The organism is Thermococcus indicus (assembly GCF_006274605.1).
Classification (GTDB): domain Archaea; phylum Methanobacteriota_B; class Thermococci; order Thermococcales; family Thermococcaceae; genus Thermococcus; species Thermococcus indicus.
On the sequence record NZ_CP040846.1, the window covers coordinates 512,814 to 527,912 of the forward strand.

17 protein-coding genes are annotated in these 15,099 nt (G+C 53.5%); 7 read left to right on the forward strand and 10 right to left on the reverse strand.

Features of this window, described 5'->3' with window-relative positions; translation table 11 throughout:
• Nucleotides 1–31: 31 nt before the first annotated feature.
• Both FH039_RS02690 and FH039_RS02695 read right to left on the reverse strand, forming a co-directional pair.
• Nucleotides 32–5,545, reverse strand: coding sequence for an LAGLIDADG family homing endonuclease (locus tag FH039_RS02690; RefSeq protein ID WP_139680119.1), 5,514 nt, complete (start codon nt 5,543–5,545; stop codon nt 32–34).
• A complete protein-coding gene (locus tag FH039_RS02695; RefSeq protein ID WP_014012591.1) occupies nt 5,545–6,039 on the reverse strand; it encodes a hypothetical protein in 495 nt (164 codons plus the stop codon). The genes FH039_RS02690 and FH039_RS02695 overlap by 1 nt, the downstream gene beginning before the upstream one ends.
• A 106-nt stretch (nt 6,040–6,145) precedes the next feature.
• Here FH039_RS02695 and FH039_RS02700 point away from each other — a divergent pair, with 106 nt between their 5' ends.
• A complete protein-coding gene (locus tag FH039_RS02700; RefSeq protein WP_139680120.1) occupies nt 6,146–6,658 on the forward strand; it encodes a metallophosphoesterase in 513 nt (170 codons plus the stop codon).
• 87 nt (nt 6,659–6,745) lie between these two features.
• Nucleotides 6,746–7,594, forward strand: coding sequence for a hypothetical protein (locus FH039_RS02705; RefSeq protein ID WP_338064604.1), 849 nt, complete (start codon nt 6,746–6,748; stop codon nt 7,592–7,594).
• Here the strand turns inward: FH039_RS02705 and FH039_RS02710 are convergent.
• Nucleotides 7,575–8,165 carry a hypothetical protein gene (locus FH039_RS02710; RefSeq protein ID WP_139680121.1) on the reverse strand — a complete coding sequence of 197 codons (591 nt, stop codon included), beginning with the start codon at nt 8,163–8,165 and terminating at the stop codon, nt 7,575–7,577. The genes FH039_RS02705 and FH039_RS02710 overlap by 20 nt on opposite strands.
• An 89-nt stretch (nt 8,166–8,254) precedes the next feature.
• On the opposite strand from FH039_RS02710, the gene rtcA reads away from it, so the two are divergent.
• Genes rtcA through FH039_RS02725 form a run of 3 tightly spaced genes read left to right on the forward strand, consistent with a single transcriptional unit; the run spans nt 8,255 to nt 10,054 of the window.
• Nucleotides 8,255–9,283 (forward strand): RNA 3'-terminal phosphate cyclase, encoded by a 1,029-nt coding sequence (rtcA, locus tag FH039_RS02715; RefSeq protein ID WP_139681589.1) that lies wholly within the window; start codon nt 8,255–8,257, stop codon nt 9,281–9,283.
• Nucleotides 9,284–9,336: 53 nt separating this feature from the next.
• Nucleotides 9,337–9,582, forward strand: coding sequence for a UPF0175 family protein (locus FH039_RS02720; protein WP_139680122.1), 246 nt, complete (start codon nt 9,337–9,339; stop codon nt 9,580–9,582).
• Nucleotides 9,575–10,054 carry a DUF3368 domain-containing protein gene (locus tag FH039_RS02725; RefSeq protein ID WP_240703259.1) on the forward strand — a complete coding sequence of 160 codons (480 nt, stop codon included), beginning with the start codon at nt 9,575–9,577 and terminating at the stop codon, nt 10,052–10,054. The genes FH039_RS02720 and FH039_RS02725 overlap by 8 nt, the downstream gene beginning before the upstream one ends.
• A gap of 104 nt (nt 10,055–10,158) precedes the next feature.
• Here the strand turns inward: FH039_RS02725 and FH039_RS12125 are convergent, their stop codons facing one another.
• Nucleotides 10,159–10,416: a hypothetical protein gene (locus FH039_RS12125; protein WP_168188365.1), complete on the reverse strand. Its 258-nt coding sequence runs from the start codon at nt 10,414–10,416 to the stop codon at nt 10,159–10,161.
• Between the two features lie 76 nt (nt 10,417–10,492).
• Between FH039_RS12125 and FH039_RS02735 the strand changes: the two genes are divergently transcribed.
• Nucleotides 10,493–10,744: a UPF0175 family protein gene (locus FH039_RS02735; RefSeq protein ID WP_139680123.1), complete on the forward strand. Its 252-nt coding sequence runs from the start codon at nt 10,493–10,495 to the stop codon at nt 10,742–10,744.
• The gene (locus FH039_RS02740; RefSeq protein ID WP_139680124.1) at nt 10,741–11,232 is read left to right on the forward strand and encodes a DUF3368 domain-containing protein; all 492 of its coding nucleotides are present in this window, start codon (nt 10,741–10,743) and stop codon (nt 11,230–11,232) included. The genes FH039_RS02735 and FH039_RS02740 overlap by 4 nt, the downstream gene beginning before the upstream one ends.
• A gap of 89 nt (nt 11,233–11,321) precedes the next feature.
• Here FH039_RS02740 and FH039_RS02745 read toward each other — a convergent pair whose 3' ends face one another.
• From FH039_RS02745 to FH039_RS02770, 6 genes are read right to left on the reverse strand one after another with little or no spacing between them, the layout of a single operon-like run.
• Nucleotides 11,322–12,155, reverse strand: a complete 834-nt coding sequence (locus FH039_RS02745) for a hypothetical protein (protein WP_139680125.1) — start codon at nt 12,153–12,155, stop codon at nt 11,322–11,324.
• Between the two features lie 41 nt (nt 12,156–12,196).
• On the reverse strand, nt 12,197–12,430 hold the full coding sequence (locus FH039_RS02750) for a hypothetical protein (RefSeq protein ID WP_139680126.1): 234 nt from the start codon (nt 12,428–12,430) through the stop codon (nt 12,197–12,199).
• A 45-nt stretch (nt 12,431–12,475) separates the two neighbouring features.
• Nucleotides 12,476–13,321: a TatD family hydrolase gene (locus FH039_RS02755; RefSeq protein WP_139680127.1), complete on the reverse strand. Its 846-nt coding sequence runs from the start codon at nt 13,319–13,321 to the stop codon at nt 12,476–12,478.
• A gap of 9 nt (nt 13,322–13,330) precedes the next feature.
• Nucleotides 13,331–13,654 (reverse strand): tRNA-binding protein Pbp11, encoded by a 324-nt coding sequence (gene pbp11, locus FH039_RS02760; RefSeq protein ID WP_338064605.1) that lies wholly within the window; start codon nt 13,652–13,654, stop codon nt 13,331–13,333.
• Nucleotides 13,645–14,349 carry a DUF257 family protein gene (locus FH039_RS02765; RefSeq protein ID WP_139680128.1) on the reverse strand — a complete coding sequence of 235 codons (705 nt, stop codon included), beginning with the start codon at nt 14,347–14,349 and terminating at the stop codon, nt 13,645–13,647. Before FH039_RS02765 ends, pbp11 begins: the two co-directional genes overlap by 10 nt.
• On the reverse strand, nt 14,349–15,029 hold the full coding sequence (locus FH039_RS02770; RefSeq protein ID WP_139680129.1) for a DUF257 family protein: 681 nt from the start codon (nt 15,027–15,029) through the stop codon (nt 14,349–14,351). The genes FH039_RS02765 and FH039_RS02770 overlap by 1 nt, the downstream gene beginning before the upstream one ends.
• Nucleotides 15,030–15,099 lie beyond the last annotated feature (70 nt).

Sequence of the window (15,099 nt, forward strand, 5' to 3'; positions counted from 1 at the left end):
TGGCGTGGAAGATGAAAGGTAAGGGGAGGCCTCAGGATGCCATTCTGTAGAAGCCCGCCCTCGGCTCGTACACACGTCCTTCGCGCTTGAGGCCTTCAAGGAGTTTTCTTATTTCTCTTTCAGTACCGATTCCTGCCTGCTTCGCCGCCTCGAGGATATTATCCTCCGGCGCCCCGAACTCTCCCTCGCCCTCAAGGTTCTTTATTATGTCGATGAGCCTGTCTATCTTGTTTATCTTCCTGGAGCTCTTGCCGACCTCCAGTATGGAGATATCGAGCGTTCCCTCCTCGTCGGTGGCTATCTTCCTTATCATCTCCTCGATTATCTGAATCGCTGCCCTGGCATCTTCCCGCGTTACCGTCTCGCTCAGCCTCATTCTTGCGTGAGCCTCGCTCAGACGTATGAGCGCCTCGAGCTGCCTCGCGGTAACCGGAATCGGCTGAACGCCCTCCTCCTCGCCGGAGCGCTTGAAGCCCTTCCTCATCCTGACGTAGTAGCGCTTTATCTCGTCCATCGCCTCCCTGCTGAGAACGGGGTGGACGTTCTTCCTCGCGTAGGCTATGTACTTCTTGAGCAGGTCGTAGGGTATCTTCGGCGTCACGACCTCGGCCTCTCCCCTGCGGACCTTGAGGATGTGCTCCGCTATGCTTGCGTCGACCTTCTCGTCCGGCTCGTCCAGGAGCAGGAAGATGAGATCGAAACGACTCAGCAGTGTGGGCGGAAGGTCGAGCTGCTCGGGGAGGCTCTTGTGGCGGTTGAACCTGCCGTACTTGGGGTTAGCGGCGGCGATGACCGTCGTTCTGGAGTTCAGGGTCGCTGTGATGCCGGCCTTGGAGATGCTTATCGTGTTGTGGAGAACCAGTCCGTGGGAGACGAAGATGTGGTACGGCTCAACGGTGACATCGTAAACCCATTCCCAGCGGTCGTTCTGTATTTTCTCGATCTTGGTGACCCTCAGGAAGTTCACGTTGCCGTTCCAGTGGTGGAGGAAAGTCCCAAGCTCCTTATCCACCTCCCAGAGTATCTCCTCAACGAGACTATGTATTTTCTTAACAGCCCACTCATCGCCACGCCTGGCCCTTCTTGCGAGGGAACTCGCCGTTACTCCAACGGTATCGGGGGCCCTCGAAGATGGCAGCAGTTCGACGGCTCTGGCAGGATCCTCAGTGAGAACTTGTTTTATTGTCTCCACCCTCTCAAGAATCCTCTCAAGGAAGGGTTTTAGAGCACTCTCCTTCACGAGGGGCATCGCGAGCCTCTGCCTCTCCTCGGGTCTCTGCCTCACCCCAAGGATTTTTGCGGCTTTCTTCAGGTGGGCGACAACCTCCCTGGGAAAAGCCCTCTCATCCTCGGTCACCACGTACTTCCCGCCAACCTTCTTAACCCTCGCTACCTTCCCGAGGGAGTACAGATAGTCGGCCCTAGCCTCTGCCTCATTTGGCTCCTTGAACTCACTCTCCTCCACGGGCGGAAGTTCAATCGGGTATCTTGCAACCCCGAGGGCTATATCGCTCTTCTTAACCTCCTCGGCTGGTTTTTCCCGTATCCTACCTTTCTCCCACACCATTATTGGATGCTCCGGCGTGACGAGTATCTCCCGCCCGTTGGAGAACCTTATCCTTATGAACTTCTCTGGCGCTTTGTGTCTGCTCACCCTGTCCGCTTTGACTTTCACTATCTCCTTTTTTTCGAGGTCATAGGCAAGTAGATGGAGGTCATCAACGGGCAGGATCTCGGTGTCCTTGCCGAGGATTACTTTATCGCGGTTGGCTTCGATTAGGGAATCTACCAGCTCGCCGATCTTGACCTTCCTGCCGTCGGCTAAGAGAAGCTCAAAGTCGTGGTGATAGCTCTGCTGCTCAAGCGCTTCGTGTATGGCGCTCCTGTCGCGGTCGCTCATCTTGTCGAACTCATCGATTAGTGCGAACCCGCCATCGGCCAGAACCAGAACTCCAGCTTCCAGAACCCACGAGCCGGTGAACTCGTCGCGCACGGCTGCGGCGGTGTTGTGGACGACGAAGCCGTTGGCGATAAAGCTGTGGGAGCCTTCCACCGTTAGGTCGTAGACGTAGTCGTAGGGCGAATCCATTCTCTCAACTTTCTTAACTCTCTCCCACAGGAAGTCAGAGGTGGCAATGGCTCTCAGTGTCTCAAGCTTTGCCTTAACGTCATCTTCTCTGGCATAGTGTTCGCTAAGAAGCCAAGCAAGTTTGGAGTACAGGGACTTGTCCCTGCTTTCAAGAACTCTTGCCACCTCAACGAGAAGCCCAAACTTGAGCTTGCGCGGTCTTTTTCTGAGGAACAGCTCGTAGAATTCTTCATACCTCATTTCCAGTTCCCCGGGCTTCAACGCCTTCCCTATCTCTACCCTTATGTCTTCAGGAATCTCAACTGGCGACTCTTGTAGCTTGGCCTTTGAAAGGTTCTCCACGACCCTGACAAGAGCCTTCCTTGATATTGGCTTCCCCTTCTCCACGAGTGCCCCAAAGTTTGATCCATAGACCTGCTCAACACTCAGGCCGTAGAAAGTTCTGACTTCCTTTATCAGCTTTCCAACGCCCGGTATCACGTCAACGTTGGTATCGTACTTCTGACCCTTCATCCTCTCCACAAGGGCGTCGAGCTTTCTCGCCTTCTCTGGGTGTCCAAAGCCAATCTCCGTTGCGAACTTGAGCACGTTCTCGCCGTAGATTTTGAGCTCCCACCGGTCGTGCCTCGACGTTATCATCTTGTCTCCAAACTTCGAAGTATGACCCGCCCTCTTCCGCCTTCTCAGGTGCGAAACTATTCCGAATCTAAGAAGGGCGAGCTGGAGCTTTCTGGCGAGCTTTTCGCTGGTCGTGTCAAACTCAACGTAGGAAGAGCCTTTCTCACGTATAACAACAGTACCATCGCAGTCAAACAGTCCCCTTATGTATGAAGCAAGCACGCTCTTGGGGGAGGTGAAGAGTTCGTTTGCAAGGTCGAGCTTGTCAGACTTTGGAGATAGAGGAACGCCTAGTTTCTCCAACAGGTGGGCAACAACCTTAGAATGGAAGCGAAGTGATGGAACCCCATCTTTTACCTGCTCGGTAACTTCCACTCCAAAGAGTTCCTTTGCAAGCCCCGCAAACCTGCGCCTCATCTCCGGGTTCTTGTTGGTGAACCTTATAGCTACGCCCCAGCCAGCTTTGGAGACGCTACCGTCACCTGCAACCAGCCCAGCAAAGTAGGCCAGTTGTTCATCGAGGTATTTCGGAAGTTTCAACTTCGTTCCCGCTTGGAGGGAGACAGCTTCAGCGTTTATCTTGTCCCATTCCCAACCAGCCAGTTCAAGGAGCATGCGGAGATGCTTCATCCTTATGTTGCCCCTCGCTTTTGGATTGACCCAGTTGTAGTATAGCATGCCCTCGCTAACACCAAGCCTCTTTGCGAGTTCTCTCTTGCTAATGTGAAGCTCTTTGAGTGCCTCTTCGATGAGCCCCTCGACTTGATCTTTGATTCCATATACAATGAGGTCATCGAGATCCTTGAGAAGTTCCAGAACTGGAACTGTCCTTTCCTCAACGGTTAGTTTTCTGAGGGTTGCAACGTAGTCCCCTTCGCTAAAGCTCTTGGCCTCTTTCCATATCGGTTCCCCATTCTGAATCGTCAAGAGCTTCGTTTCAGGAGTCAACGTTAGCTCCTTGCCCGTTATTGTTCTAACCTTTACAAGCTCTTTGGGGGCTTTGAGCCTCCAAACCCTGCTCAGTGGTGCGTTCTTTATTTTTCCATCCTCCGCGGATAGGCTTTCACCGAGATAGGGGGAATATTCGACACCTTGAGAGTACTGAATTGAACCAATGTCTTTTACCCAATTCTCAGTAAACGTACCGATTTCGTGGACTCCACCCTCGAAAACCACAAGTGAGTCTGGGGCAACGCAGAGTCCGGCAGCAGAACTGCTCTTTCCGCTCGTGTAGATTGCCCTCGGCGCCAGATTGGCAACGTAGCGAAGGATTTGGCTGTTGTGAACGAAAATGTTGTTGGCTATGAAGTTGTGATGTTCCGGAACCTGGAGGTCGTAGACCCATGGATGTTCGGGTTTGTACTCCTCGATCTCGACTATCTTGTCCCAGAAGATGTCTGATTCGGCAAGGAGCTTCCGTAGGCTTTCGTCCTCAGTTTCAGGCACTATCCTCGGCTCATTGTTGCGCCTTGGCGTTGCAATGAAATCCCCAGCCCTCAGTTCCTCGGCCTTCCTTGTCTTGAACTGGCCGCCCTCAAAGGTAAAGAACGGGTGAGTCGGAGTAACCTTAATCTCCCTTCCGCTCGCGGTTTTTATCCTGAACATCCTCTCTGGAGCGGTTCTCTTCCAGGCGATGTTGGCCTTGACTTTTCTGACCTTTAGGTTTCTGGCATCGAGGGCGTAGAGTTCAAGGTCAATCGGGGTGTAGAAACCATCATCAACTTCTCCGAGCTCCCCTTCGGATTTGGCCCTCTCTATGGCCCCCTCAACCAACTCACCTATCTCTTTCAGGCTTCCATCGGCGAGGAGGACCTTCGTGTGGTAATCAACGCACTTTGCAACACCGGGGTCTCCAACGAGCAGAACGTGGCTCTCTCCCCTGAGCTTCGTCCCATCGGGGAGCGTTCTCTGCACACCGCCGAAGAGAGCGAGCGCTATGCCCTTCTTAACTGTCTTGTGGCCCCATATGGCGGGGGCTATGGAGTCAACGATGGCATCGACGATGTCCTTTCTCCTGGCCAGCTCGCGTATCTTCTGTTCGTCCTCCGGGGAGATCTCGAGCTCCTCTATCTCCTTGCTGAGCTGTTCTATGTGGTTCACCTCGAGAACCTTCTTGAATATGGGCCTCTTGTCCTTCTGCTCCAGGATAACGCGCAGGATCCCCGTGACGAGGACGCGGTCGCCCGGCAGGGCGGTATCGACGAGGTCGTCGAGGAGTATCGCGTCAACGAACCTGGGCATCTGGCCGCCCTTGAGGCTCTCCGGCCTGTCCTGAAGGCGGAAGCTCTGGAAGTTTATGAAGCGGCTCTTCTCGACGTCAAGGTCGACGTTCCTTGAGCCGCAGGCGTCGCACTTGGCAGGCTTGACGATGTTGTCGTAGGGCCTCTGAAGCCTGACCATCTCGTTGCCGCAGTCCTTACAGACAAATACCGCTTTTTCAACGAATGGTTTGACCTCGCTCACACGCGTGATGATTCCGTCAACCTGAATGAGCCTGTTTATGTGCTCGCTTCCGAGCTCCTTGACGAGGAGCGTCTTGGGGAGGTTGTAGAACCTCGCATGGGCGGTAAACTCCTCCTTCTTCTCGATGGGGGGTTCCCTCAGGACTATCTGAATGGCATCCTCCGCTGCTAGAATACTTTCCTCAGGGTTTTCTATCAGCTCCGCCGCCAGTTCCGGGTCGAATGAGTTGAGGTGCGTCCAGTCTATCGCGAGCGACCGTCTGGGGGTCACCGTGAGCAGGTCCTTCAGTTTGTTGAGGTAGACCTCCTTGCCCTCGTCGTCGACGTACTCCCTCAGAAAGCGCGCGTACCTCTCTATCATGTCCTCCCTGTCCATCACTCCTCACCGAGCCATTCGTTCCGTATCTTCGACAGCTGCAGGTATATCCTCCTCTCCTCCGGCGACAGGCGGGAGAGGAGTTCCAGGCTGTTGGGCCTCAGCCGCACCGCCTCGAGTATCTTTCTGAATCGTATCTGCTTGAGGTGTTCAAGCTTCTTCTTCAGGTTGGCCAGTTTGGTCAGCTTGATGTTTATGGTCTCTATGCTCTCGCCCGCGTTCAGCCTCACGTAGTTCTCGAGGTAGTACATGTAGAACTCCGCCCTCTCATACAGCCCGGCCGGGAGGGACGTGAGGGGCTCGCTCTCCCTCTCCTCGGCTATGGCCCTGTCTATCTCTCCGATCACTTTATCGGTCTCATCTATAACCTCGACCACCTTCGCTTCCCAGAGCTCCTTTGCCTTCCAATCCTCAACGAGCACGACGTCTCCGGCGCTCCAGTCCCCGAAGGGGCGGAGGATTTTAACGGGTATCACTGCCCTCCCCGTGAACATGACATCACCCTCTCGAATATACCCCTACCCCAGGATGCTCTTAAAGTTTGCCGAGATATGGATAAGCCTATAAGTCCCGCCGCCCTATTTCAGCGCAGGTGAGAGCATGCTGATAGGGATAATGAGCGATACCCATGACAACCTTCCGGCAATCGCGAAGGCTGTCGAGCTGTTCAACGAGAGGAACGTTGAGCTGGTCATTCATGCGGGCGATTACGTTGCCCCGTTCGTTGCCAGGGAACTCAAGAAGCTCAGGGCACCGCTCAAGGGCGTTTTCGGCAACAACGACGGCGAAAGGAAAGGCCTCTATGAGGCGCTGGGCATCTACGATGAGATACTGGAAATCGAGGCCGATGGCATGAAGATGGCCGTGACACACGGCACCGACGAGCGCATCGTCCGCGCGCTTGCCAGGAGCAGGCTCTACGACGTTGTCATAGTCGGCCACACCCACCGCTACGAGATACGCGAGGAGGGCAGGACCATACTCGTCAACCCCGGCGAGGTCTGCGGCTACGTCACCGGGGTGAAGAGCGTCGCCCTGCTCGACACCAGGAAGAGGGAGGTACAGATAATCAACCTCGACACCGGGGAACTCCTCGGGGCAATGAGTCTCTAACGAGCGTCTCTAAAGCGCCTCTGAATGGTTGCCGAGCTTCCTGCACTCTCGATTTTTGCCCATTGAATAAGCAGAAACGAACCGGCGATGGATATGGATGATATACTGATTCCGAAGGAAAGGCGCGACGCGGTCGTGCTGATAGGTGTGGATCGGTCCGGGAGCGTCGAGTTCATCAAGGTCTACGCTGTCAGCGAGGAGAAGGCAAAGGAAACGCTTGAGGAGTTCTTCAGCGCGAAGGGTCTGTTCCCCAGCGACTACCGCCTCGTGAGCAGGGGGGCCGAAGAAACCGGGGGGAAGGCGGTGATAACAACGCGGAGTGAGTCATCTCTGGGCGCATCCCTCTCGAGGCTCGGTCTCCGCCTGCTCTCGAACGGTGTGCTGTACCTTGAGGGTGTCGATAGGGTCTACCAGTTCACCCTGGTGAGCGAGGATCTCTACCGCAGGATAACCTCCGAGAAAGCGGAAACCGGTCCGGAATTTGAACCGCCGGCAATACTGCCGGAGGACGTCCTCTCCCTCGGCCTGGATACGCTCGTGGAAAACCTGCGGGGGATCGAGCTGGATGAACTCCTGCCGGAGGGCGCGGTTCTTCTGCGGGAACCCCCCGTCGATAGGGTCGCCGAGATTCTGGCGGAGGCTAGGGATTACCCGGTCGTGATTGAGACGAAGGACACCGGGAAATACGGGTCCCTTGATTTTCCCGTTGTGCTCAGGCTCCCCCCGCTCTCGCCGGATGAGTTCGCCGCCGAGCTGTCGGCGATACTCGGCTTCGAGGTTGGCGCGGGGTACTTCCTTGACTACCCCCCGGAGAAGCTCGGCCTGAGGAACGCGAAGGCCCTCGCTCGCCTCGTCCGGGTGCTCGTGGAGAAGAGGGGTCTGGGTGAGAGGGAGGCCCTGGCCCTCGCGGTGCGTCTTAACCTTGGAGAGCCTTGAAGTATCGAATCACCGCTTCCCTGAACCAGGGGTTGTTCTTTCCGAGGGCCGCGTTTATCAGTCCCCTGAGCCTTTCGTCATCCGCGATGTACACAAGCAGAAGCCCCTGATCCGGGCTGAGCTCGCCGAGAAACCCCGTTTCTTTCAGAAGACCCTCTCTGCTTCCGGTGGTTTTTTCAAGCTCCACTATCCTTTCGAGGTACGGTTCAACTTTCTCTCTCCTCGCCTCAAACTCCAGCCAGTCTATCGCCAGCCTCTCCCCGGGGGATATGTGGCGTCCTGGGCTTTCCATATAGGGCCTGAGAACGTCCCCGAGCTTCGAGCCCAGCATCTTCCTCCGGAACAGCTCCATGGCCCTGTAATCGTTTTGAAGACGCTTTTTGTCCACGAGGTCGAGGGAGTCGTAGAGGGCTATCCCAGTGAGGTAACAGAGGGCGGCGAAGGGAACCTCCGGGAGGGTGATGCAGTTTCGGGTTACCCTGACGAATTCTCCGTGTCTTCTTTCGGACCCCTCCAGGAGCATTCCCAGGGGATAGCTCAGGCTTTTGATGCAGAACTCAAGTTCGTCCATACTCACACCGCTTGAAATTCGTTCCGTAGAGTAAAAGCCTTTCGGCAAGGTTTTTAGCGGTTCCACCGAAACCCATAACGGTGAGAGGGGTGATAGTGATAGACGGTTCCTACGGCGAGGGTGGGGGCCAGATACTGAGGACGGCCATAGCCCTCTCCGTCATCACCGAGAAGCCCGTTAAAGTCGTCAAGATTCGCGCCAACAGGCCAAATCCAGGTTTGAGGCCACAGCACCTCCACGGAATTCTGTCCCTGAAGGAGCTGAGCGGCGCGAGGGTTAAGGGTGCTCAGGTCGGCTCGACGGTCCTTGAGTTCATACCCGGAAAGGCCGAGCCAAAGCGCATTCGCGTTCCGATAAAGACCGCCGGCAGTGTGACCCTTGTCCTTCAGGCGCTGCTGCCGGCAATGGCATTCATCGGTGGAAGCTTTGAGATAACCGGCGGAACCGACGTCCCCTGGAGCCCGCCGGTCGATTATCTGAAGAACGTAACGCTCTACGCCCTCGGGAAGATGGGGATTGAGGCTGAGATGGACCTCAAGAGGCGCGGTCACTACCCGAAGGGCGGTGGCCTAGTCACTGGAAGGGTTGAGCCCTGGGAAGAGAGGAAACCCCTGAAGGCCCTCGAATGGGGCAAGGTGGAGCGCTTCGCAGGAATAAGCCACGCCACCAACCTGCCGGCTCACGTCGCCGAGAGACAGGCGCGGGCTGCAGGGGAGAGGCTTGGGGAGCTTTACAGCGTCCCCGTTGAGATAGAGACCGAAGTCTCCCGCTCCCTTGGGCCGGGAAGCGGCATCGTCGTGTGGGCCGAGACAGGTTCGCTGAGGCTCGGAGGGGACGCCCTCGGAAAGCGCGGAAAGCCTGCCGAAGTTGTTGGCAGGGAAGCCGCCGATGAGCTCCTCGACCAGCTGACGGGCGGAAAAGCGGTTGACAGGTTCCTCGGCGACCAGCTGATACCGTTTCTAGCTTTCGCAGGCGGAGAAATAGGCGTTGCCGAGATCACCAGTCACCTGATCACCAACGTCTGGGTCGTGGAGCAGTTCCTCGGCAGAATCTTTGAGGTGGAGGGAGAAATCGGAGGGCCCGGGATTATGAGGGTGGTGAAGCGGGCGGAGGGTTAGAGGGGGCAAAGGCGTTAAATACATCGTGAACTTTAACATTGACAGGTGAGAGGATGGAAATAGTCATACCGGATGACGTTCTTGTATCCATCAAGCTCCCGAAGGGCGAAGTCGAGAGGGAGCTGAAGCTTGAGCTAGCGCTGATCCTCTACTCAAGGGGCGCCCTTTCCCTTGGAAAGGCGGCTAAGTTAGCGGGCCTCACGAAGAGAGAATTCTTAGGGGAGCTTGCGAGGCGAAAAATCCCGAGGCACTACACGGAGAGAGAGCTTGAGGAGGATCTGGACTTTGCCCGTGGTTAGCAATTCCACTCCATTAATCCACCTCGCCAAAATCGGAAGGCTTGAGCTTTTGAGGGAGTTTTTCGGCGAGGTTCTTATTCCTAAGGCCGTTTACAGGGAGTGCGTCCTTGAGGGGAAAGGTTCGAGGGATGCGGAGCTCATTGAAAATGCCGACTGGATAAAAGTTGTGGAAATAAATGACGAGACACTAAAGAAGTCGCTCATGCTGGAGCTGGACGAGGGAGAGAGCGAGGCAATAGTTCTGGCGATTGAAAGCAAAGCTGAGCTACTCTTAATCGACGACTACGACGGCAGGGAAGTTGCGAGGGCACTGGGGTTGAAGGTTACGGGAACGATTGGCGTCCTGCTGAGGGCAAAGTTCCAGGGGAGAATTCAAAACATTAAGGGGGAGCTTGAAAGGCTGAAGGAAACGGGCTTCTGGCTGAGCGAGGGGTTATATAAGAGGATTCTGGAAGAAGTTGGAGATGATTAGCTTTCCCTTGCTTTTTTCATGCCGATTTCAACGCCTTTGGCGATGGCTTCTTGGAGGAGTTTTTGAGCCAGGTTTCGGTATTTTCTCACATTTGATCAAGGAAATCAATTCCCGCCAAAAAGGGAGGCCAGTGCCATTAGCCATCCAAACAGTCCTGCACCCAACATGGCGGAGATTATCTCTAACGGTTGTGTAAGGAAGAACGCTAAAATCATGCCGGTAATTGCATTGCTTGAGGCTTTTTGTACTTGTTCAATGTTCTCTTCATCCCTGGGTCTCGCGGAGTCTGCGAGCATTATCAATCCCATGAGGACTGCCAAGGAGATAATAATGAGAACACCCGCCATGCTATGAGGATCCATTTCCCTCCTCCTGGAGGATATAATACTGGGCGAAGGGGTTAAATAGACTGAAGCGTCAACTTAAACTGGTGGGAAGATGGGAAAGAAGATAGTTGTCGAGCTTCCTGAGATGTTAAAGCTGCCAGAAGACGAAGTGGAGGAGAGGGTCAAGGTCGAATTAGCTATAAGGCTCTACGAGAGGGGAATACTCTCCTTTGGACAGGCCAGGAGGCTCGCAGGGCTGAACAAGTGGGAGTTCATTGAACTTCTCGTGAGGGAAGGGAGCGGTATACCCTACGATGAAGAGGAGCTTGAGAGCGACCTTGAAGTCCTGGGGGAGCTCTCATGAGGGCAGTTGTGAACTCGTCTCCGCTTATATTCCTTGCCAAGCTTGGACTTCTCAGCATTTTGGATGAGCTTTTCGATGAGGTCTACATCACCGATGCTGTCTATCATGAAACCGTCATTGAGGGAGTTGCACACGAAGAGGCCCTTGACATCGCAGGAGCAGGCTTTTTGAAGAAGGTCTCGGCCAAGAACCAGAGGCTCGTTAAGTTCCTGCTTGAGATGATTGACCACGGAGAGGCCGAGACGATAGCGTTTGCCCTCGAAAATGAGATTGATTTGGTCGTTCTTGACGACAAGGACGCGAGAAAGGTTGCGAGGGGTTTTGGGCTGAGGGTAACGGGAACTCTCGGGCTTCTCATTCTCGCCAAGGAAAGGGGGTTGATTGGAGAAGTTAGACCCTACGTTGAGGAACTCAGGAAGCGCGGGTTCAGGATCTCGGATGAAATCGTGGAGAAAATACTGAAAAGCGCGGGAGAAGTTACATCTTGATTGAGGTTTCTGATCTGTTGGCCTTCTCAAACTTCTATGCCTCAAGTTCTTTTGAATGAGTAATTTTCATGCGTTTTTATCTTAGGGGCTCAACCCTCCGTAATCCCCGAGAGGAACCTCTCGGCCCCTTCGAGGTCTTTCCTCCGGAGGTAAGCAATGACCCTGGCGTAGAGGCCGGCAAGCTGAAGGTCTTCCGCTTCCTCTATCCGCTTCCAGAGATCTTCCTCGACCCGCTTCAGCTCCTCATAGCCGGCGTTGAGGAGCTTGAGCCCCTGGACGATGCCGAGGAGCCTCGTGGCCTCTTTCCCGAGGCTTCCTCCGTTTTCAAAAAAGTCCCCATCCACTACCTTGTCCCATTCCACGGGCTCTACCATCTTCCCAAGTTCTGATGGCGGTTTTGATAATGGCTCTTTTAGCAGATTCTTCGGGATAACCTCTTCAACGAGTCTCAAGAACTCGACGAGCTCGGGTATCTTGTATATATCTTCAGGTGACTCGAATACTGGCTTGAATTTTCTCTTCCCAAATTCGTCGAAATATGGCGTCTTCATCTCAGCTATTTTTTCGGCTGCCGCGAGTGCTTTATCAACGGCCTCTTCCATCCTCTTCTTTGCTTCCAGCGTCAAGAGATCGTAGTGCGCCCTTACGAACTCTTTTGCCAGCTTCCTGCGGAGCTCCGGGTTCCTCTTTAATTCATCGAAACCTATCAAGATCCCGCCAATGTCATTTTCTCTCAATTTATCCGTTGCGTATTCCCTGTGCTTTGCAAACACGATCTCTTCGACGAACTTCTCCAACACCTTTGCATTGTTCTTTCCAAGATGTATGCTGGAAATGTTATTGGGTCCCGACAGTGCGGGAATATGTGTCAGTAATTGGAGGAATATATTCCATTTCATTGCGTCTTGAAGATCCCTCGCCATTATCGGCTTACTTTTGAGGTCTTCCCGTTCGACTCCGTGCTCTATGTCAGGTGTGTGTTATCAGTGGCATTATATATTCTCACTCCATCATTTTCTGGATCTTTCAGCCGCTCTGAGAGGTGTTTCTTATATATTTTTTCTTCTTCTAGCGTAGCGCTTTCTGGAATCTCTTCGAAGATATGATAATCCTTCGCTATTATCTCTTTCCTGAACATCCCCTTCTTTACCTCTATACGCCGCTTCCCCAACTTGTCTACAGAATAGAGCCTTACCATACGTGCCCCCTCAAAGACTTGGAGCAAAGGAGCATAAATCGCTTTTCACTCCCCCATCTCCACCCCGTAGACCTTCTTCGGATTTTCCACGTGAATCTTGTAAACGTCCTCCTCTGTGAATAATCCGTTCTGGAGGAATGCCTTCGTTCTCTTCGGCACGGTCTTCGGGCCGAGAACTGCGCCAGGCCTGCTCTTGTCGTCTATGTAGTCCGTCTCCATCATGAAGCGGTTGCCCTGCTTGATGGCCTCGGTGATGTTCTTCCTGCTCGCTATCACACTCGGAAAGACGCCGACCTCCTCGGCGACCTTGACGAGGGGAGGCGAGAAGTGCTTGACAACTTTGTAGGGCTTTATCCCGACCTCCCTAACATACTCGCCCAGCTCCCTGAATTTAGCTTCGTCGAAGCTCTCGGTGTGGAGCTGAACCGCGCAGTCCGCCTCTTTGGCGAGGCTCATCCCGTACTTCATCAGCTCGATGCTGGCACTCCAGATTTCCTCGGGAACCTCATAGTGCGGCCTGCCTATCTCGCCTATGGCTATGGCCTTCCCCTCAAGGCAGAGCTTTTGGGCGTATTCGAGGGCCTTCATGACCTCGCCTTTGGCGTATTCGAGGCCTTTCTGCTCGGCCAGATAAACGAACTCCGCGGGGTGTACGCCAACGACGGCATAGGCCTTGACGGGCGTCTCACTGTTTATCTTCTCGACGAGCTCGATGTGGAAGTCCATCGCGTTCATGAAGTCCTCCGCCTTCAGCCCGGGGAAGCCGTAGTCGTGGGCGGTCTTATAGACCACGACCAGATGCGTCCCTCCAGCGCGATGGAATTGCTTGACCGCCTCAAGAAACAGCCCCTTGTAGGGGTCAACGTGGAAGTGGTCGTCCCAGATTATCATACCATCACCTCACGACTGGTAGACCTCAAGGGTTTCCCCTTTCTCGCAAGGAATTTCGTTCTCGAGCATGAGGGCCACTCTGTCTCCGGCCACGGCAAAATTAACTTTTTGGTGGTTTCTCTCGATCTCCATGATGAGACCCGCTTTTCTCCCTTTGACCTTGTAGCCAGGATAGATGAGTCCCTCGAGAACCTCCCCTATTAAAACCTGTCGTTTAAGAACTCTGAGAATCTTTTCGACCTTAAATCTGCCCACAGGCCTTCTGGAAACTATCTCGACTTCTGGGGTCTCTTCCCTTTTCCTGCGGAATATCCTCAGAAAGTTCACTCCCACCACCGGAGGACTTCCCGCGGGGAAATCAGCAGGTATTCTTTGTTCATTAGGAGGGTGAATATAGATTTTCTCAGCCTAATCCTTATGACCCCCTCTCCTTCATCCGTTAGTTCTATCACCGACGTTGCTATGTCTTCCATTAGCGGCAGGGGATTGTAGGGAATTCTTTCAACTATAGACTTTTCAATCAGGTACACGTTTATCCTGCGTTCGTCCCCAAGTTTTTGTTTTATCAGGGCGAGATGGGTGTACATGTTGTGAACATCGTCCTGAAGGAATAGGAGTCTATCCAGACCTAAGACAAAATGTATGTAGGGACCGTCGGGTACTATCTTCTTCAATTCTTGATCGATTTTTTTCTGGTAAACATGGGGGTCGTTTTCAAAATTGATCTTGGCGAGAACGTTGCCGGCCTCTTGGCTTCCTCCAACCTTAAGAACCCTAATGTTGAAGCCCTCCGGATTGACTCCTAAGAACTCCAGATGAGCCAGGTAAACGGGCAGGGTATCGAAAATATCCTCGATTACTATGGGCATTCTCCTGCGTTTTGAGTATTCCATGAAAGCGTGAAGGGTAAATTCTGCCCCTAAAGATGCACTGTTCTCTATGATGGTAGTTCCTCCAGGCCATATCTGTTCGAGCATTGCGTCAAGATCCTTCTTTGTGATAAGGATAGGCTTTTTAAGGGCTTCCATCAGTCCCACCCCCCGGTATCGATTTTGGTCTCCCTCTCGAGTAGAGCTGGATTTATTGTCTTCAGAACCTTGAGATTTGCTCCCGTATGATAGGGGGTGAGTTTTATGACTGTAGTGGAGATTCTCTCGAGCTCTCCCATGACCTTTATCGGAAGGTTCTCGAGGACTCCCTCGTTAACTATGTAGAAGGCCTTTCGCTTCTTGTTTCCGACGAACTTCTGCATGCCGAGTATTATCCTATAGGTGTCGAGGGGATTCCTCACGTGGAGGAGCAGATTCTCCAGACCAAGAACGAGATTTATCGCAGGAGATGGGAACTTCTGAAAGGTTATGAAACTCGTTTTTTCGTAGTTTTGAAGGTACACCCTTGGATCTGGATGGAATGGGACCTTTGCTATGACGTTTCCGACCTCGAACCTTCCACCTGTTTTAAGAACGTAAACATTGTCCCTGTCAATGTTTATCGTGAGATTCATGAATTTGGCGTGGACGAGTATCGTGTGGAGGGCATCAAAATTATCATCTATGAGCAGTGGGACGTCTCTTTCTGCCGCGTAATCAACGAAAAATCTCAGCAGAAACTCTGGGATATAAGAAGTTGTGTATCTCACCAGAACCGTCTCTCCAGGGAGAACGGAGTCTGCTATCTCGAGGGCTTTCTCCCATTCCATTGCACCCATCTGTACAGGTTTAGTTCTCCAAGGATATAAACGTTTTGAGGGATTGTTGAGAATTCCGCACTGGGGTTGG

Bases quoted from the DNA above. Each gene is read 5' to 3' on its own strand.
- FH039_RS02740 (WP_139680124.1), top strand. From the start codon at position 10,741: ATGAGGGCAGTTGTGAACTCGTCTCCGCTTATATTCCTTGCCAAGCTT.
- FH039_RS02735 (WP_139680123.1), top strand. From the start codon at position 10,493: ATGGGAAAGAAGATAGTTGTCGAGCTTCCTGAGATGTTAAAGCTGCCA.
- FH039_RS02720 (WP_139680122.1), top strand. From the start codon at position 9,337: ATGGAAATAGTCATACCGGATGACGTTCTTGTATCCATCAAGCTCCCG.
- FH039_RS02750 (WP_139680126.1), bottom strand. From the start codon at position 12,430: ATGGTAAGGCTCTATTCTGTAGACAAGTTGGGGAAGCGGCGTATAGAG.
- FH039_RS02745 (WP_139680125.1), bottom strand. From the start codon at position 12,155: ATGGCGAGGGATCTTCAAGACGCAATGAAATGGAATATATTCCTCCAA.
- FH039_RS02765 (WP_139680128.1), bottom strand. From the start codon at position 14,349: ATGGAAGCCCTTAAAAAGCCTATCCTTATCACAAAGAAGGATCTTGAC.
- FH039_RS02710 (WP_139680121.1), bottom strand. From the start codon at position 8,165: ATGGACGAACTTGAGTTCTGCATCAAAAGCCTGAGCTATCCCCTGGGA.
- FH039_RS02695 (WP_014012591.1), bottom strand. From the start codon at position 6,039: ATGTTCACGGGGAGGGCAGTGATACCCGTTAAAATCCTCCGCCCCTTC.
- FH039_RS02770 (WP_139680129.1), bottom strand. From the start codon at position 15,029: ATGGGTGCAATGGAATGGGAGAAAGCCCTCGAGATAGCAGACTCCGTT.
- FH039_RS02755 (WP_139680127.1), bottom strand. From the start codon at position 13,321: ATGATAATCTGGGACGACCACTTCCACGTTGACCCCTACAAGGGGCTG.
- FH039_RS02690 (WP_139680119.1), bottom strand. From the start codon at position 5,545: ATGGACAGGGAGGACATGATAGAGAGGTACGCGCGCTTTCTGAGGGAG.
- FH039_RS02705 (WP_338064604.1), top strand. From the start codon at position 6,746: ATGGATATGGATGATATACTGATTCCGAAGGAAAGGCGCGACGCGGTC.
- FH039_RS12125 (WP_168188365.1), bottom strand. From the start codon at position 10,416: ATGGATCCTCATAGCATGGCGGGTGTTCTCATTATTATCTCCTTGGCA.
- FH039_RS02700 (WP_139680120.1), top strand. From the start codon at position 6,146: ATGCTGATAGGGATAATGAGCGATACCCATGACAACCTTCCGGCAATC.